Source organism: Phreatobacter sp., assembly GCF_051860605.1.
In the GTDB taxonomy this organism is placed as follows: domain Bacteria; phylum Pseudomonadota; class Alphaproteobacteria; order Rhizobiales; family Phreatobacteraceae; genus Phreatobacter.
Genome location: NZ_JBHYDR010000010.1, coordinates 93188 through 111127, shown reverse-complemented (window position 1 = coordinate 111127; position 17940 = coordinate 93188). Strand labels below are relative to the sequence as shown.

At 68.7% G+C, this 17940-nt stretch carries 14 protein-coding genes; 9 read left to right on the top strand and 5 right to left on the bottom strand.

Annotated features, from left to right (window positions below; all coding sequences use genetic code 11):
• The first annotated feature begins 50 nt into the window (after nucleotides 1-50).
• From ACTIFS_RS17160 to ACTIFS_RS17150, 3 genes are all read left to right on the top strand, one after another.
• Complete coding sequence (locus tag ACTIFS_RS17160) at nucleotides 51-503, top strand: DNA polymerase III subunit chi (RefSeq protein WP_439575341.1); 453 nt, start codon at nucleotides 51-53, stop codon at nucleotides 501-503.
• Nucleotides 500-1681 carry an MFS transporter gene (locus ACTIFS_RS17155; protein ID WP_439575340.1) on the top strand — a complete coding sequence of 394 codons (1182 nt, stop codon included), beginning with the start codon at nucleotides 500-502 and terminating at the stop codon, nucleotides 1679-1681. Before ACTIFS_RS17160 ends, ACTIFS_RS17155 begins: the two co-directional genes overlap by 4 nt.
• A gap of 143 nt (nucleotides 1682-1824) precedes the next feature.
• Nucleotides 1825-2508, top strand: a complete 684-nt coding sequence (locus ACTIFS_RS17150) for a helix-turn-helix transcriptional regulator (protein ID WP_439575339.1) — start codon at nucleotides 1825-1827, stop codon at nucleotides 2506-2508.
• Here the strand turns inward: ACTIFS_RS17150 and ACTIFS_RS17145 are convergent.
• Nucleotides 2505-4373 carry an ABC-F family ATP-binding cassette domain-containing protein gene (locus ACTIFS_RS17145; RefSeq protein WP_439575338.1) on the bottom strand — a complete coding sequence of 623 codons (1869 nt, stop codon included), beginning with the start codon at nucleotides 4371-4373 and terminating at the stop codon, nucleotides 2505-2507. The two genes, ACTIFS_RS17150 and ACTIFS_RS17145, sit on opposite strands and share 4 nt — an antisense overlap.
• Nucleotides 4374-4531: 158 nt before the next feature.
• Here ACTIFS_RS17145 and ACTIFS_RS17140 point away from each other — a divergent pair, with 158 nt between their 5' ends.
• Nucleotides 4532-5242: an aquaporin gene (locus ACTIFS_RS17140; protein ID WP_439575337.1), complete on the top strand. Its 711-nt coding sequence runs from the start codon at nucleotides 4532-4534 to the stop codon at nucleotides 5240-5242.
• A gap of 121 nt (nucleotides 5243-5363) precedes the next feature.
• Here ACTIFS_RS17140 and ACTIFS_RS17135 read toward each other — a convergent pair whose 3' ends face one another.
• Nucleotides 5364-5684, bottom strand: coding sequence for a sulfur globule protein precursor (locus tag ACTIFS_RS17135; RefSeq protein WP_439575336.1), 321 nt, complete (start codon nucleotides 5682-5684; stop codon nucleotides 5364-5366).
• Between the two features lie 229 nt (nucleotides 5685-5913).
• On the opposite strand from ACTIFS_RS17135, the gene ndk reads away from it, so the two are divergent.
• Entirely contained in the window at nucleotides 5914-6339 is a 426-nt protein-coding gene (gene ndk, locus ACTIFS_RS17130) for a nucleoside-diphosphate kinase (protein ID WP_439575335.1), read from the top strand.
• A gap of 113 nt (nucleotides 6340-6452) precedes the next feature.
• The gene (locus tag ACTIFS_RS17125) at nucleotides 6453-8555 is read left to right on the top strand and encodes a molybdopterin-containing oxidoreductase family protein (protein WP_439575334.1); all 2103 of its coding nucleotides are present in this window, start codon (nucleotides 6453-6455) and stop codon (nucleotides 8553-8555) included.
• Between the two features lie 6 nt (nucleotides 8556-8561).
• On the opposite strand, the gene purN is transcribed toward ACTIFS_RS17125, so the two are convergent.
• Together purN and purM are read right to left on the bottom strand one after the other, a co-directional pair.
• A complete protein-coding gene (purN, locus tag ACTIFS_RS17120; RefSeq protein ID WP_439575333.1) occupies nucleotides 8562-9149 on the bottom strand; it encodes a phosphoribosylglycinamide formyltransferase in 588 nt (195 codons plus the stop codon).
• Nucleotides 9146-10228: a phosphoribosylformylglycinamidine cyclo-ligase gene (purM, locus tag ACTIFS_RS17115; RefSeq protein WP_439575332.1), complete on the bottom strand. Its 1083-nt coding sequence runs from the start codon at nucleotides 10226-10228 to the stop codon at nucleotides 9146-9148. The genes purN and purM overlap by 4 nt, the downstream gene beginning before the upstream one ends.
• A gap of 190 nt (nucleotides 10229-10418) precedes the next feature.
• Between purM and ACTIFS_RS17110 the strand changes: the two genes are divergently transcribed.
• Both ACTIFS_RS17110 and ACTIFS_RS17105 read left to right on the top strand, forming a co-directional pair.
• Nucleotides 10419-12707: an NADP-dependent malic enzyme gene (locus ACTIFS_RS17110; RefSeq protein ID WP_439575331.1), complete on the top strand. Its 2289-nt coding sequence runs from the start codon at nucleotides 10419-10421 to the stop codon at nucleotides 12705-12707.
• A 106-nt stretch (nucleotides 12708-12813) separates the two neighbouring features.
• Nucleotides 12814-14403, top strand: a complete 1590-nt coding sequence (locus tag ACTIFS_RS17105; protein ID WP_439575330.1) for an EAL domain-containing protein — start codon at nucleotides 12814-12816, stop codon at nucleotides 14401-14403.
• Nucleotides 14404-14478: 75 nt separating this feature from the next.
• Here the strand turns inward: ACTIFS_RS17105 and ACTIFS_RS17100 are convergent, their stop codons facing one another.
• Entirely contained in the window at nucleotides 14479-16617 is a 2139-nt protein-coding gene (locus ACTIFS_RS17100) for a lytic transglycosylase domain-containing protein (protein ID WP_439575329.1), read from the bottom strand.
• A 414-nt stretch (nucleotides 16618-17031) separates the two neighbouring features.
• On the opposite strand from ACTIFS_RS17100, the gene dapA reads away from it, so the two are divergent.
• Nucleotides 17032-17919: a 4-hydroxy-tetrahydrodipicolinate synthase gene (dapA, locus tag ACTIFS_RS17095; RefSeq protein WP_439575328.1), complete on the top strand. Its 888-nt coding sequence runs from the start codon at nucleotides 17032-17034 to the stop codon at nucleotides 17917-17919.
• Nucleotides 17920-17940: the final 21 nt, after the last annotated feature.

The following is a 17940-nucleotide window of genomic DNA, read 5'->3' as shown; positions in this document are numbered from 1 at the left end:
GCGCCCGCTATCGGATGCACCATGGGTGCCATGAGCGATCGTGTGACGTCGTGACCGAAATCCTCTTTTACCATCTCGACCGGCAGCCGCTGGAGCGCGTGCTGCCGGTTCTGCTCGAGAAGTCGGTGGAGAGAGGCTGGAAGGTTGTGGTGGAGGCGGCGACGGCGGAGCGGGTCGAGGCGATCGACACGCTTCTGTGGACCTATGCGGATGACAGCTTCCTGCCCCACGGCACCGACCGCGAGGCGGATGCGAACCTGCAGCCCGTGCTGGTGACCAGCCAGCCCGGCCGGGCCAACGCGGCCAGCGTGCGCTTTCTCGTGGATGGTGCAGGCTTTCCGGACGATGCAGGGACCTATCAGCGCATCGTCGTGCTGTTCGACGGCCACGACCCGGACGCCGTGGACGGTGCGCGGGTCCAGTGGAAACTGGCCAGGGCCGCCGGCCACGATTGCACCTACTGGCAGCAGGGTGAAAGCGGCCGGTGGGAGCGCAAGGCGTGAGCGAACCTCCCGAACGCCCGATACACCACGGCTTCGTGGATGCCGGCGCGCGTCCCGAATTCGCGCGCATCGGCCTTGCCATCTTCCTGACTGCCATGACCAACCAGCAGGCCGTGCTGCTGGCCGTGGTCTGGCAGGATGCCGGCTTCGCCCATGCCGATATCGGTCTCCTGATCGCGGTCTATGGCGTGCCGCTGGTGCTGATGAGCCTGTTCTCCGGTGAGGTGGCGGGCCGCATCGGGCTCCTGCCCACGGTGCGGCTCGGCGCGGCTCTGGTGGTGCTCGGCCATGCCAGCCTGTTCCTCACCTACGAGAGCTTTGCCGGTTCGTTCGCCTCGCGCCTGATGCAGGGCATCGGCTTCGCGCTGTTCCATGCCCCGATCATGAGCTACGGCACCACGCGCATCACGCAGGTGCGCTTCGTCCAGCTTTTCGGGCTGCTGTCGGCCATGGCGCCGCTGCCCTATGCCTTCGGGCCGATCCTGGCCGAATGGCTCTATCACACCTTCGGCGCGCGCCAGTTCTTCCTGGCCGGGGCGGTGCCGGGCCTGCTGGCGCTGCCGCTGCTCTTCACCATCCGCCCGGGCGAGAAGGCCGAGCCGCCGGTTGGCGGTCTCCTGGGGCTGATGACGTCGCGGCGCATCGTGATGCCCATGCTGGCGGCCATCGTCTATGGCTCCACCTTCGGCTTCATCAGCGCCTATATGGCGCCAGTCATGCTGGAGAGGGGGCTGACGGTCGGGGCCTTCTTCACGGCCTTCACGGTGTCGATCTTTGCAGTGCGGCTCGGCCTTCTCGGCCTGGTCGAGAACATCGACCGCCGGCTGGTGATTGCCGGTGGCGCCGCGTCGCTGGCGGCCGGCATTGCGCTCGCCGCCTTCGCGACGACCATGCCCATGGTGGTTGCGGCCGGCCTCGTGTTCGGCCTCGGCCATTCCATCGGCTTCCCGGTCATCTCGGCCTGGGTCTGCGACGGCACGCCGCCCGAGCAGCGCGCAACGCCCCTTGCGCTGTTCAACGCCACCTTCTTCGCGGCCATCACCTTCATTGCCCTGCCGGCGAGCCTTGCCATCGACCGCTTCGGCTACGTTCCCGCCATGATGGCGATCTCGGTCTTCGGCCTGACGCTGTCCGTGGTCATGACCGCCGCCTGGTCGCGCCGGTTCCGCAGGCCCTGACACGCGCCGATCCGCAACTGCCGGACAAAACTGGCTTAAGTGCGGTATGCTGCCACGCTGCTGTCATAACGCTGGCAGCAGACCTGCGCGACAACAGCATCGGGCACGGATGCGACAGCGTCCGACAATGACGGGACGACAGCATGCGACCCTCCGACCGACTGTTCCAGATCATCCAGATCCTGCGCCGCTCGCGCCGTCCGCTGACGGCCGAGGCCATTGCCGGCGAGCTCGAAACCTCCAAGCGCACGGTCTATCGCGACATTTCGGCCCTCGTCGGCCAGCGCGTGCCGATCCGGGGCGAGGCGGGTCTCGGCTATGTGCTCGACGGCGGCTTCGACCTGCCGCCGCTCATGCTCAGTGCCGAGGAGATGGAGGCGGCGGTGCTGGGTGCGCGCTGGGTAGAATCTCGCGCCGATCCCGCCCTTGCGAAGGCTGCCGGCGACCTGATCGGCAAGCTGGCGGCCATCGTGCCGGAACATCTGCGGGACCTGGCCTTCGACCCGGCCTCGCGCATGGCCCCGGCCTGGGAACAGGCGCCCGACCTCATCGACCTGGCGCGCGTGCGCAAATGGATCCACGAGGGCCGGAAGATCGGCCTGAGCTACAAGGACGAGCAGGGCCGCGAGAGCCAGCGCATCATCTGGCCGGTTGTGGTCGGCTATTACGACTGCGTGCGCCACCTGATCGCCTGGTGCGAGTTGCGCAAGGATTTTCGCTCGTTCCGCACCGACCGGATCGTCGGCGCCGAGTTTCTCGAGATGCGCTATCCGGAGCGGCCTGGCGTTCTGCGCGCCCGCTGGCAGCGGACGCTGAAGGAGGCCTAGCCGGCCGCCTCCATCTCGCCGCTCAGGTCCAGCCAGCTCTCCTCGGCATCGGCGAGTTGCTGCTCCTTCGCGGCTCGGGCCTTCAAGGCGGTGGCGGCATTGGCGGCATGGGCCTCGAAGTAGCCGGGCTGCGACAGGATGCGGTCGATGCGGGCGATCTCCTCCTTCAGCCGCGCCATCTGTGCCTCGGTCTCGGCAATGCGCCGCGCGAGCGCCTTCTGCTCGGCCCGCGGGGCGGGCGGCGGCGCGTCGGTTGCTGCGCCTGCCGCTGCGGGGCGCGCCACGGGCGCTTCCGGCTCGCTGCCCGAGAGGACGGCACGGCGATATTCGTCGAGATCGCCGTCGAAGCTGCGCACCGAGCCGCCCGCCACCAGCCATAGCCGGTCCACGGTCGCCTCCAGCAGGTGCCGGTCGTGCGAGACGATCATCACCGCGCCGGAATAGGCGTTGAGCGCCTCGACCAGCGCCGCGCGGCTGTCGATGTCGAGGTGGTTGGTCGGCTCGTCGAGGATCAGCAGGTGCGGCCCCTCGAACACGGCCAGCGCGAACAGCAGGCGCGCCTTCTCGCCACCCGACAGGGAGGAGACGCGGGTATCGCTGCGCTCGCCGGAAAAGCCGGCACGGGCGCAGGCGGCGCGCACCTTCGCTTCCGGATCGGCGGGCATCAGCCGGCGCATGTGCTGATAGACCGTCTCGCCCGGCCGCAATTCATCAAGCTGGTGCTGGGCGAAATAGGCGATCGTCAGCTTGTCGGCGCGGACGATCCGGCCGGCCATGGCCTGCAGCCGGTCCGAGACCAGCTTGAGAAAGGTCGATTTGCCGTTGCCGTTGGCACCCAGAAGGCCGATGCGGTCGTCGTCGTCGATGCGCAGCGACAGGCGCGCCAGGATCGGACGGCCCTCCGCATAGCCGACCGATGCTCCCTCCATGGCAATGATCGGGGGCGAGGCCTTGCGCTTCGGCTCCGGGATGATGAAGGGCGGGACGTCGGTCTCGACGATGGCGGCGACCGAGTCCATCTTCTCCAGCATCTTCAGGCGCGACTGGGCCTGCCGGGCCTTGGAGGCCTTGGCGCGGAAGCGGTCGACGAAGGATTGCAGATGTGCCCGCCGGTCCTCCTGCTTCTTCGCCGCCTTCTCGCGCACGGCCATCTCGATCGCGCGCGAACGGGCGAAGGTCGTGTAGGAGCCGCGCCAGAGCGTCAGCTTCTTCTGGTCGAGGTGCAGGATGTGGTCGACGGATGAGTCGAGCAGGTCCCGGTCGTGGCTGATCAGCAGCACGCTGTGCGGATAGCGGGACAGGTAGTCCTGCAGCCAGAGCGTGCCTTCGAGGTCGAGATAGTTGGTCGGCTCGTCGAGCAGGAGCAGATCCGGCTCGGCGAACAGGACGGCCGCGAGCGCCACGCGCATGCGCCAGCCGCCGGAAAAGTCCGAGCAGGGTCGCATCTGCGCCTCGGCATCGAAGCCCAGGCCGGCGAGGATCGAGGCCGCGCGTGCCGGCGCCGAATGGGCGTCGATGTCGACAAGCCGGGTCTGGATCTCGGCGATGCGGTGGGGGTCGGTGGCGGTCTCGGCCTCGGCCAGGAGGCGCGCGCGCTCGGTATCGGCCTTGAGCACGAAATCGACGAGACTCTCGGGGCCGCCGGGAGTCTCCTGCGCAACGCCGCCGATGCGCGTGCGGGCGGGCAGGCGGACATCGCCCTCATCGGCCTGCCAGTCACCCTGGATCACCCTGAACAGGGTGGTCTTGCCGGTGCCGTTGCGGCCGAGGAAGCCGACGCGCGCCCGGGGCGGCAGCGAGACGCTGGCCTTCTCGATCAATACGCGCCCGGCAACGCGCACGGTCAGGTCGGTGATCTGCAGCATGCGCCGCCTTTTGGCCGAGGACGGCGCCCGGCGCAAGGCGGCAGCGGTCTCCCGACGTTTTGCCACCCATCCGTGTGGCCGGATGTGGCGTTTGCCTCATCGGTGCTAGGCTTTGTCTGCCCCGACCGCTGAACGAGTCGGACACGGAGATGCAGCACATGAACGGGTCCATGAAGAAATATCTTGCCGAATTCATCGGTTCGGCCGCGCTGGTGATCATCGGCTGCGGCGCGGTGGCCATTGGCGGCCTCGGCGGTGCGCTGGGGGCCGGCCAGCCCCTGTCGCCCCTGGCCATCATGCCCATCGGGCTTGCCTTCGGCCTGGCGGTCACCGCCATGGCCTATGGCATCGGGCCGGTGTCCGGCTGCCACATCAATCCGGCCGTGACGGTCGGCGTCTGGGCGGCCGGCCGCATGCCGACCTCCGAGGTTCCCGGCTACATCATCGCGCAGTTCGCGGGCGCGATCGTGGGTGCCGCCATCCTCTATGTCATGCTGGCCGGCAAGGCGGGCGGTTATGACGTGGCCACCGCCGGCCTCGGTCAGACCGGCTGGTCCGGCTATTCGATGGGATCGGCCGTCATCGCCGAGTTCGTGGCGACCTTCCTGTTCCTGGTGGTCATCCTCGGCGCGACCTCCAAGGCGGGGGCCGGCCCCGCAGCGGGACTTGCCATCGGCCTGGCGCTGGCGGCGCTGCATCTCGTCTTCGTGCCGATCTCCGGCAATTCGGTGAACCCGTCGCGCTCGTTCGGGCCGGCGCTGTTCGTCGGCGGCACGGCGCTGACGCAGGTCTGGATGTATCTGATCGTGCCGACGGTTGCCGGTGCTGCTGCCGGCTACCTGTTCAGGTCTAAGACCCTCGAGGGCTAAGCCGGCGGGCTGCCACCGAAAGCTGAAGGCCCGCCGCCCCGGTCTCGGGATGGCGGGCCTCGCAACCGCACGGGCCTTGTGGGTGGGGGGCGATGACAGCCCGCGCGACTACCCGGAATGGTCAGCGGCAGATGCGCACGCGGCGCGGCTCCGGACCCCAGGGCGTTTCAACCCAGCGACGCTCGACCCAGCAGGTCGGGGCCACCGGATAGGGACGGTAGGCGCCGTAGTGGGGCCGGTAGTAGCCATGCGGGCGCGGATAGCCATGAGGGCGGCCGTAGCCATAGTGGGGCCGGTGCCAGCCGCCGCCGTACTGAACGGCAAGCGGGGCGGGCCCGATGCCGATACCGATCGACACCTGCGCGTCGGCCCTGGACGGGGTGAAGGCCGCGGCGCCGAGAGCGGCCAGGCCAGCGAGAGCGGGAAGAAGGAACTTGCGCATCCTGCATATCTCCAGTCGCCACGGCCACATCACACCGGCCGTCATGGAGCGATCATCGTCGCGGAGCGCTGAACCCGTTCTGAGCCGGGGCTTCATCCCGGGTTCATCGAATTGCGGCAAGGCGGGGGCTGCGTCTGCGGACGCGGCGCCCGGCACCGTTGCGGGGGCACCGCCGCGCTGCTAGAAGCGCGCACCTCAACCCCCACAGCCTCCCAAGGGACCCGCAAGAATGGCCATCGAGCGCACGTTTTCCATCATCAAGCCGGACGCCACCCAGCGTAACCTCACCGGCGCCGTCAACGCCGTGATCGAGGAGGCGGGCCTCAAGATCGTCGCCCAGAAGCGCATCCGCATGTCGCTGCCCGAGGCGCGCCGCTTCTACGCCGTGCACAAGGAGCGGCCGTTCTTCGGCGAGCTCGTGGATTTCATGGTCTCGGCCCCGGTGGTTGTGCAGGTTCTGGAGGGCGAGAACGCCGTCGCGAAATATCGCGAGGTAATGGGCGCGACCAACCCGGCGCAGGCGGCCGAGGGCACTATCCGCAAGCGGTTCGCCCTCTCGGTTGGCGAGAACTCGGTTCACGGCTCGGATTCGGTCGAGAACGCGAAGATCGAGATCGCCCAGTTCTTCTCCGAGAACGAGATCATCTCGGCCTGAGCCATCGGCGCAGGCGACGCATGCGAAAAGGCGGGCTCCGGCCCGCCTTTTTCATTGGCCCGCTGTGGCATAGACTGGAAGACCTCCAGTCCAGCCCGTTCCCCGGAGCCGCCGTGAACGCCCCGCTCAAGATCGAACGCCTGAAGTCGACCTGCCCGCACGACTGCCCTTCGGCCTGCTCGCTGGAGGTTGAGGTCATCGACGGCCGCATGATCGGCCGCGTCCATGGCGATCCGGACCAGAGCTACACGGCCGGCGTCGTCTGCGCCAAGGTCGCGCGCTATGCCGAGCGCATCCACCATCCCGACAGGCTCCTCCATCCGCTGATCCGCAAGGGGCCGAAGGGGTCGGGCGAGTTCCAGCGCATCTCCTGGGACGAGGCCATGGCCATGACGGCCGAGAGGTTCCTCGACGCCGAACGCCGCTACGGCCCGGAGACGGTCTGGCCCTATTACTATGCCGGCACGATGGGCTTCGTGCAGCGCGACGGCATCAACCGCCTGCGCCACGTCAAGAAATATTCCGGCTTCTACGCGACCATCTGCACGAACATGGCCTGGTCCGGCTTAATCGCCGGAACGGGGCGGCTCGCCGGTGTCGATCCGCGCGAAATGGCCAAGTCCGACGTGGTGGTGATCTGGGGCACCAACCCGGTGTCGACGCAGGTCAACGTGATGACCCACGCCATGAAGGCGCGCAAGGAGCGCGGCGCGAAGATCGTCGTCATCGACATCTATCGCACCGACACCGTGAAACAGGCCGATCTCGGCCTCGTCGTCAAGCCGGGAACGGATGGGGCGCTCGCCTGCGCGGTGATGCACGTGCTGTTCCGCGACGGCTACGCAGATCGCGAATATCTCAAGGAATACACTGACGTACCGGACGATCTTGAATCACATCTTCAGGCCAGGACGCCCGCCTGGGCGGCGGCCATCACCGGATTGTCGGTTGAGGAGATCGAGGCCTTCGGCAAGCTCGTCGGCCAGAACCGCAAGACCTTCTTCCGCCTCGGCTATGGCTTTGGCCGCCAGCGCAACGGCGCGGCGAACATGCATGCGGCCTCCTGCATCCCGGCGGTGACCGGCGCCTGGAAATATGAGGGCGGCGGGGCCTTCCACAACAACGGAGCCATCTATCACTGGCGCAAGTCGCTGATCGAGGGGCTGGACGTGAAGGACGCGGCCATCCGTGTGCTCGACCAGTCGCGCATCGGCCCCGTCCTGACCGGCGAGCGGGCAGCACTCGCCCGCCCCGACGGCTCGGACGGGCCGCCGGTCACGGCCATGATCATCCAGAACACCAATCCGGTGAATGTCGCGCCCGACCAGACCAGGGTGGTTGCCGGCTTTGCCCGCGAGGACCTGTTCACGGTCGTCCACGAGCAGTTCATGACCGATACGGCGAAGATGGCCGATCTCGTCCTGCCGGCGACCATGTTCATGGAACACGACGACATGTACCAGGGCGGCGGGCACCAGCACATCATGCTCGGCCTGAAGCTGGTGGATGCGCCGGGCGAATGCCGCTCGAACCACGAGGTCATCACCGACCTTGCGACCCGCGTCGGCGCGGACCATCCCGGCTTTGCCATGAGCCCGCGTGAGATCATCGACTGGACGTTGCAGAATTCGGGCTGGGGCACGCTGGCGGAGCTGGAGACCACCAATTTCCGCGACGTGCAGCCGAAGTTCGAGGAGGCGCATTACCTCAAGGGTTTTGCCTATGGCGACCGGAAGTTCCGCTTCCGGCCGGACTGGCCGAGCGTCCCTTACGCCAATATCGGAACGCTCGGGCCGGTGGGGTCCATGCCCAGCCTGCCGGACCACTGGGAGGTGACCGAGGCGCCGGATGCCGAATTCCCGTTCAGGCTCGCGACCTCGCCGGCGCGCAGCTACCTCAACTCGACCTTTGCCGAGACGCCGTCGTCGCGCAAGCGCGAGGGCCGCCCGGAGGTGATGATCAATCCGGCCGATGCCGGGCGCCTCGGCATCGCGGCCGGCGCGAAGGTCGAGGTCGGCTCGCCGCGCGGCACGGTCATCCTGCATGCCAAGGTGACCGACCAGACCCGGTCCGGCACGCTGATCGCCGAGGGGCTGTGGGCCAATTCCGACCACGAGGGCGGCCGCGGCATCAACACGCTGACCGGGGCCGATGCGGTGGCGCCGTTCGGGGGTGCGGCCTTCCACGACAACAAGGCGTGGGTGAAGGCGGTCTGACCGCGCTCACGCCAGCCGGTATTCCGTCGCGATCATCCGGAGCGCTTCCGGGTAGATCCGGTGCTCGGCTGCCAAAACGCGCCTGCCGAGCGTCTCGGCCGTATCGTCCGCCAGCACCGGCACTGCTTCCTGCAGGATGACCGGCCCGGCATCGAGGTCCGGCACGACAAAATGCACGGTTGCGCCGTGGGTCGTGGCGCCATCCGCCAGCGCGCGCGCGTGCGTGTCGAGGCCCTTGTAGGCGGGCAGCAGCGAGGGGTGGATGTTGATCATCTGTCCCTCCCACTTCGCCACCAGCCAGGGGGTGAGGATGCGCAGAAAGCCGGCGAGGCAGACGATGTCGATCCGGTGGGCCTCGAGTTCCGCCTGCACCGCGCGCTCGAAAGCCTCGCGATCCTTGCCGAAGCGCGTGTGGTCGACGGTCGCGGTGGCGATGCCGTTCGCCTCGGCCAGCGCCAGCCCGCCGGCGCCGGGCACGTTCGACAGCACGAGGGCGATCTCGGCGGGATAGTCGGGCGCCTTCGCCGCCTCGACGAGCGCGGCCATGTTGGATCCGCGCCCGGAGATCAGCACGGCGACGCGCTTGCGGCTCACAGCGCCAGCGCCCCGGTGAAGGTGACGCGCGGCTCGCTGGCGGCCGGCACGATCGTTCCGAAGGTCACCACCGTCTCTCCGGCAGCGGCGAGGGCGGTCCGCACCGCTTCCGCCTCGCTGGGCGCAACCACCACCACCATGCCGATCCCGCAGTTGAAGGTGCGCACCATTTCGGCCTGGTCCAGCCCGCCGACCTTTGCCAGCCAGCCGAAAACCTTCGGCACCGGCACGGCGTCGAGGTTCACCGTCACACCCAGCCCATCCGGCAGCACGCGCGGAATGTTGTCGACGAACCCGCCGCCGGTGATATGGGCGAGCGCCTTGATGGCCCCGGTGCCGCGATGGGCGGCCAAAATGCTCTTCACATAGATGCGTGTCGGCTCGAGCAGCGCCTCGCCCAGCGTGCGGTCCGGCGCGAAGGGGGCAGGGGCGTCCCAGCCGAGGCCGGAGACGGTCACGATCTTCCTGACCAGCGAATAGCCGTTCGAATGGACGCCGGAGGAGGCAAGCCCGAGCACCACGTCGCCTTCAGCCACATCCGCGCGCGGCAGCAGCGTGCCCCGCTCGGCCGCGCCGACCGAGAAGCCGGCCAGGTCATAGTCGCCCGCGGCATAGAGGCCCGGCATTTCCGCCGTCTCGCCGCCGATCAGCGCGCAGCCGGCCTGCCGGCAGCCGGCGGCAATGCCGAGCACCACCTCGGCGGCCGCTTCAGGCGCCAGCTTGCCGGTGGCGAAATAGTCGAGGAAGAACAGCGGCTCGGCACCCTGGACCACGAGATCGTTGACGCACATGGCCACGAGGTCGATGCCGATCGTGCCATGTCGGCCCGTCTCGATGGCGATCTTGATCTTGGTGCCGACGCCGTCATTCGCCGCGACCAGAACGGGGTCCGTGAAGCCGGCCGCCTTCAGGTCGAACAGGCCGCCGAACCCGCCGATCTCGGCATCGGCCCCGGGACGTGCGGTCGCCCTCACCATCGGCTTGATCATGTCGACCAGCCGGTTGCCGGCGTCGATGTCGACGCCCGCCTGCGCATAGGTGAGGCCGTTGGTCGGCCCGGTCTTCGGAGTATCGGTCACATCGCGCCTCTTCTGTCGGCCCGATTAGCCCCAGTTGATCCCCGCCGCAACGGCCGGGCGCGGCTGGCGCCGCCTTTTCCAGAGGCGAAGAACTGATTGTCACGCCCGCGCGGCTTTCCCTCGCCGCCCCGCTGTCACATGGTTGACGCCGGCATGGCCGCATCGCATGAGCGCGGCAGAGGGGGCAGGCATGACGAAAGCCATCACAGACGACCTGAAATCCGGCGCGCTCGTCTACCACCGGCTGCCCCGGCCCGGAAAGCTGGAGATCCAGCCGACCAAGCCGCTGGCAAACCAGCGCGACCTCGCACTGGCCTATTCGCCCGGGGTTGCGGCCGCCTGCGAGGCGATCGTCGCCGATCCCGCCCAGGCGGCGGAACTGACCGCCCGCGCCAATCTCGTGGCGGTCGTCTCCAACGGCACCGCCGTACTCGGCCTTGGCGATATCGGCCCTCTGGCCGGCAAGCCGGTGATGGAGGGCAAGGCGGTCCTGTTCAAGAAATTCGCCGGTATCGACGTCTTCGATATCGAGATCGACGCCCGCGAGGTGGACCGGATCGTCGACGTGGTGGCGGCGCTGGAGCCGACCTTCGGCGGCATCAACCTGGAAGACTTCAAGGCCCCGGAATGTTTCGAGGTGGAACAGCGCCTGCGCGAGCGCATGGGCATTCCGGTCTTCCATGACGACCAGCACGGCACCGCCATCATCGTCGCCGCCGCCGTCACCAATGCGCTGGCGCTCGCCGGCAAGCAGATCGGCGCGGTGAAGATCGTCGCCTCGGGCGCGGGCGCCGCCGCCATTGCCTGCCTCAACCTGCTGGTGGAACTCGGCGCCAGCCCGGACAACATCTGGGTCTCCGACATCGAGGGTGTCGTCTACAGGGGCCGCGAGAAACTCATGGACCGCTACAAGGCGGTCTATGCCAAGGACACCGCCGCCCGCACGCTGGCCGAGATCATCGAAGGCGCCGACATCTTTCTCGGCCTGTCGGCGGCTGGCGTGCTGAAGCCGGACATGGTCAAGCGCATGGCGCCGGGACCGCTCATCATGGCGCTGGCCAATCCCAATCCGGAGATCATGCCGGAGGAGGTGCGCGAGGTGCGCACCGACGCGATGATCTGCACGGGCCGGTCGGACTATCCGAACCAGGTCAACAATGTCCTGTGCTTCCCCTACATCTTCCGCGGCGCGCTCGACTGCGGGGCGACCGCCATCAACGAGCCGATGAAGCTGGCCGCCGTGCGCGCCATTGCGGGGCTTGCCCGCGAGGCGCCGTCCGATGTGGTCGCGCGCGCCTATGGCGGTGAGGTCGGCACGTTCGGTGCCGGCAATCTCATTCCCTCGCCCTTCGATCCGCGCCTGATCCTGCGGATCGCGCCGGAGGTTGCCAGGGCGGCCATGGAAACCGGCGTCGCCACCCGGCCGATCACGGACTTTCCCGCCTACGAGGCCCAGCTTTCGCGCTTCGTGTTCCGCTCCGGCCTCCTGATGAAGCCGGTCTTCGACAAGGCCCGCCAGGCCCCGAAGAGGGTCATCTACGCCGAAGGCGAGGACGAGCGGATCCTGCGTGCCGCCCAGGTGGTGGTGGAGGAGGGGCTGGCCTATCCGGTGCTCATCGGCCGGCCGGCGGTGGTCGAGCAGCGGCTGGAACGCTTCGGGCTGTCCATCCGCAGGGACACGGATTTCGCGCTCATCGATCCGCAGTCGGATCCCCGCTACCGCGACTATGTCGCGACCTATCACGACCGGGTCGGCCGGCGCGGTGTCTCGGCCGATGCGGCGCGCACCATCATGCGCACCGCCACCTCCGCGATTGCCGCGGTGGCTCTGGAGCGCGGCGACGTCGATGCCATGATCTGCGGCGTGGAGGGGCGTTTCAACACGCATCTGCGCCACATCCGGCAGGTGATCGGCCTGAAGGACGGCGCCGACGGGCTGGCGGCGCTGTCGCTGCTCATCACCTCCAAGGGGCCGCTGTTCATCGCCGACACGCATGTGACGCCCGATCCCTCGCCTGAGGAACTGGCCGACATGGCCTGCACGGCCGCCGAGCACGTGCGCCGCTTCGGCCTTGAACCGAAGATCGCGCTGGTCGCGCATTCGGACTTCGGCAGCTACGACGACGACACCGCCACCAAGATGCAGGAGGCGCTGAAGCTGATCTGGGAGCGCGCGCCGGAGCTGGAGGTCGACGGCGAGATGCACGCCGACACGGCCTTGCTGCCGGAACTCAGGGAGCGGATCCTGCCGCAATCGCGATTGAAGGGCGTCGCCAACGTCCTGATCATGCCCAACCTTTCGGCCGCCAACATCGCCTTCCAGGTCATCAAGGTGCTGGCTGATGCGCTGCCGGTGGGTCCGATCCTTGTCGGTCAGGCCAAGCCCGCGCACATCCTGACCTCGTCGGTCACGGCACGCGGCGTCGTGAACATGACGGCGCTGGCGGTGGTGGAGGCGCAGGGAGCGATCGTCGCATGACCCTGCGGCAGTCAAGACACCATTAAGGCGGCCGCCCTAAACTGTTGAAGAACATGCGCGATCAGGCTGGCAGGCATCCCTGTGCGCATCCTTCGGTGGGGCGAATGTGAGCGTCGGCTCGGGGACGAGAAAGCTGGCACTGATCCTGGCTGCGGTCACGGCGATCAGCGTCCCCGCAGCCGCGTATTTCGCGGCCGAGGCGTTCATGCGCCACAAGCTGCAATCCTATCTCGACACCACGGCCCAGACCGTTCTGCAGCGCATCGACGGCGCCGTCGACCGGGCTCTCGTCAGCCTGCACGATGCCGAGACGCGCAATGTCGCCGGTTGCTCGCCGACGGATCGCGAGGCCCTCAGGGTGCTGGTGTTCGAATCGCCGGTCCTGAAGGAACTGGCTGTCCACGGACCGGACGGCGCGGTCCGCTGCAACAATATCGGCTCGCTGGTGCAGATCACGCCGGCGTCCACGCCGTTCGTGACCGCCAATCCGCGGGTCAGCCTGGCCGTGGCGGTGACCCGGGGCGCCCACGGGCGCGCACTTCGGGTGTTCTGGAACCCCGACGGCACCATCCTGTATGGCGGCATCATGTCGGTCGGCCTGTTCGTCCCGCACCAGGTCATCCAGCGGGGCAATTCGGGTCTCGGCATCGACGTGGAACTGGTGCCGGGCGGCCGGCTGGTCTCGGTGCGCGGGGCCGGCGCCGTCGAGGGCAGCAGGCAGTTCAGCGCCGTCGCCGTGTCTGGCAGCTATCCGATCCGGGTCGTGGCGACCGCATCGGAGGGCGCCTGGCGATTGGAGCATGGCGGCATCATCTGGCTGGCCGTGGTCGTCGGGATCGTGCTCGCCGGCCTGATGGCGGCGGTCCTGCTGGCCATCTGCCGCCGGCGCGACCCCATGGCCGACATGCACCGGGCGCTCGTCAATGGCGAGTTCATTCCCTACTACCAGCCCATCCTCGACATCGATACCGGCCGGATCATCGGCTGCGAGGTGCTGGTGCGCTGGCGCAAGCCGGACGGAACCATCATCCCGCCGGGGGCCTTCATCGGCGAGGCCGAGCGCTCGGGCTTCATCTTCCCCCTGACGCTCGACCTGATGCGGCAGGCGGCCGCCGAAGTCGGGTCGCTCTATGCTGCGCGGCCGCACATGAAATGCGGCTTCAACCTGTGCGCCGCGCATTTCCAGGACCAGTCGATCGTGGAGGACGTCATCAACGTCTTCTCCGGAACAGAGCTGAAGCTGAATCAGGTTCTGCTGGAGGTCACCGAGCGCGATCCTCTACCTGACATGGAACTGGCGCGCGCGATCATCGCGCGGTTCCAGGACCTCGGCGTGCGCGTGGCGCTCGACGATGTCGGAACGGGCCATGGCGGCATGAGCTACCTACTCAAGCTGCGCGTCGACGTGATGAAGATCGACAAGCTGTTCATCGACGCCATCGGCTCCGAACGCCAGTCGACCGCCATTGTCGACAGCCTGATCGACCTTGCCGCGCACCTGAACCTGGACGTGGTTGCCGAGGGGGTCGAGACCTTCGACCAGGTGGAGGCGCTGCGCCGCCGCGGTGTCAGGAGCGCGCAGGGCTATGTGTTCGCGCCGCCGCTGCCGGGCTCGTCCTTCGTCCAGCTGGTCGAGGCCATGGAGCCGGCCGCCGCGACCGCCTGGCTGCCGAGGAAGAAGTCCCTTCGGGGATGAGGCCGCCATATGCAGGCTGAGGCGATGCCGTAGCCGGGTCCGTTCAGGTGACGCAGGCTTCAGTCAACGCAGTCTTCAATTGACGCGGCCGCGCCTGAGATCGGCCTCGATCCTCAGCGCCGAGCCGCCGCCCAGCCGCGCGCGATAGACCTGCACGTTCTCCATGACCCGCTGGACGTAGTTGCGCGTCTCGGAGAAGGGGATCATCTCCACCCAGTCGACCGGATCGACGGAGGGGTCGCGGGGATCGCCGAAGCGCTGGATCCATTCGCGCGCCCGCGCGCGCCCGGCATTGTAGGCAACGAAGGTCAGCACGTAGCTGCCGTTGAACTCGGCGACCAGTTCGCCAAGATGGGCGGCACCAAGCTGGGCATTGTAGGCAGGGTCCGAGGTCAGGCGGCCCTGGTCGTAGGACAGGCCATACGTGCGCGCGGTCGCGCGCGCCGTGCCGGGCATCAATTGCAAAAGCCCGCGCGCGCCCGCGTGGCTGACGGCCCGCGGGTCAAAGGTCGATTCCTGCCGTGCGATGGCAAAGACCACCGCCCGGTCGACCTCCGGCCCGACATGGCGGTAGGCCGGGATGCCGATGGTCGGGAAGGCGTGCAGGTCGAAGGGCAGGCCGCGATTGTTGGCGAGCCGGCCGAGGACGGTGGCGCCGCGCGCATCGCCCGCGCGGACCGCCCGCTCGCCGGCCGCCTGCAGCAGGCCGTGATCGGTTGCCCTGAGGCCGAGATCGGCGAGCACCGTGCGCGCCAGCACCGGCTCGTTCAGCCGGTAGAGGATGTCGAGCACGCGCACGGCGGGGGATGCCGCCGCAGCGCTGGCCTGGGGACGACGGACCGGCTGGTCCTGCATGCCGAGGCGGGCACGGGCGAGCTGGCCGTAATAGTGGCTGGAATGGCGGGCGGCCGCCTCGAAGGCCTGGCGCGCCGCACCCTGCTGGCCGGCCGCCTCCTGGGCGCGGCCGATCCAGTAGAGGGCCCTGGACTGCGACATGGGCGTTGAGGATGCCTGCCGCACGGCCTGGAAATGGCGCAGCGCCAGAGCCGGATCGTTGAGGCGGCGCAGCGCCAGCCAGCCGGCATGGAACTCGGCATCGATCCGCGCGGTCCCGGAGCGGACCGGATGGGTCGCGACAAGCTGGTAGGCGGCCCGGGTGTCCCCGGCCTCGAGCAGCTGGCGGGCGACGATCCGCCGTTCGGTCCACCATTCCTCGGGCTTGCCGAGCAGGGCGGGATCGCGCGGCGCGGCCATGAGGATGGCCGCGGCCTCCTTCGGCTTGTCGCCGCGGCGCAGCACCTGGGCCCGGGCGAGCAGATAGGCCGGGTCGCGGTGCAGCGAGGAGGGCACGGCGGCCAGCAGGCCCGGCCCGTTCGGCCGGCGCGCACCGACGGCGAGCACGGCGCGGGCCAGCGCCACCTGGCCGCCGCCGAGCCGCTGGGCGGCGCGCAGGGCGGTCGCCTCCTGGTTGTCGTGCAGCATGCGGTCCATGCGCGCCTTGTGGTCGGCGCGGGTGATAACCGATCCGAAGCCGGCGAGCAGGCGCCGCTCGTTGTCGGCGGAGAGGTCCTGTTCGCGCCAGATCTCGCGGGCCATGCGCGCCGAACGCTGGCCGTCGCCGGCCTCCTTCAGGGCGAGGGCGAGTGCAATGGAGCCCTTGGCGCTCTGCGGCTGGCTGCGGGCGAAGAACTGGCGCACCTGCGAACCGGCCACGTTGTTTTCCAGCAGCATGCCCTCGGCCCGAAGGCGGATGCGGCGGCTTGCCGGGAAGGCCGGATGCTGGCGCAGGAAGGCGGCGGCGCGTTCGAACGAGACGCCGTCATTGGCCATCAGGATCGCCCATTCGCCGAGCACCTTCGCCACCGGATCGCGCACCTCTGCGAGGCCAGCCGTAGCCTGGTCGATGCGGTTGCCGCGAGCGGCGGCGAGAATGCGGCCGAGCGCTGCGACATCGGCATCGCTGACCGCCGCCGACGACGGGCTCCAGCTTCGCGAAGCCGGCGGGATCGAGCCGGTGGTGTCGGGTGCGGCGGCGTCGCGGCTCGCCATCTGGACGGGAAGTTCCGGCTCGACGTCCTGGCTCATGGCGCAGCCGGAAGCGACCAGCGCTGCGGCGGCCACCCCTGCCAGCAGCCAGAGGCGGGGCAGCGCGGGGATCAGCCCCGCAGGGGTCCGATGCACGGGAATCGCATGCGAAGGGATCATGATCGACATGGAGCTCCGTCCTGATACGCGACGCTGGACGGCCTCATCCGGCAGAAGGATTGCGGCCTTTGCCCGGCCGTTATCGGGCCGTTTTCCTTGACGAGTTCTGAACGGGAGGGGGACAAACCGACCGGCTTGGTTAAAAGCGCGTTGATGCAAGCCCCGGCGCCGCCAGCGGTTTTCGCCGATCAGCGGATTTTTCGGCGGAAAACTTGCTTCCCCGTCCGCGGCCGGTGGCATGATGGCCGTTCTCGAGCCGAACCGGGCCAGAACTGCCCCATCCCATCCGACCGGAGCCGCCGCCGTGACAACCGCCCGCCCTCGACCCTTGACGTTGCCGCCGCCACAAGGCTTTGTGACCGGCCTTTCGCGGCCCGTCCGCACGCTTCGCCCCTGAGACCCGCCTTCCGGGAGACTTCCGCCATGACCGCCGCCATGTTCAGGGGCTCCATGCCCGCCCTCGTGACACCGATGCGCGACGGCAAGCTGGACGAGAAGGGCTTCCGCGCCCACGTCAACTGGGTGATCGAGGAAGGCTCGCACGGCATCGTTCCGGTCGGCACCACCGGCGAGAGCCCGACCCTGACCCATGACGAGCACAAGCGCGTGGTCGAATGGGCCATCGAGGAGGCCGCCGGCCGCGTGCCGGTCATGGCCGGCGCCGGCTCCAACAACACGGCCGAGGCCATCGACTTCTCGCGCCATGCCGAGAAGGCCGGCGCGCAGGGCCTGCTGCATGTCACGCCCTACTACAACCGGCCGAACCAGGAAGGGCTCTACCAGCACTTCAAGGCGATCGCGGAAGCCACCTCGCTGCCGATCTTCATCTACAACATCCCGCCGCGCTCGGTGGTGGACATGACGGTGGAGACCATGGCGCGGCTCGCCGAGATCCCGAACATCGTGGGCGTGAAGGATGCGACGGCGAAGGTCGACCGCGTCTCGGCCCAGCGCGCCGCCTGCGGCAAGGACTTCATCCAGTTGTCCGGCGAGGACGGCACGGCCCTGGCCCATATGGCCCATGGCGGCCACGGCTGCATCTCGGTGACGGCCAATGTCGCCCCGAGGCTCTGCGCCGAGTTCCAGAACGCCTGCATGGCCGGCGATTTCGCCAAGGCGCTCGCGATCCAGGACACGCTGTTCCCGCTGCACCAGGCGGTGTTCCTCGAACCGAGCCCGGCGCCGTCCAAGGCGGCGCTCGCCCTGCTCGGGCGCATGTCGGAGGAGACGCGCCTGCCCATGGTGCCGGTGACGGAGGCAACGCGCGGCGCGCTGAAGGCGGCGCTCGTCCATGCCGGCCTGATGAACTGACGGGGATCGATAGCAAGCGCC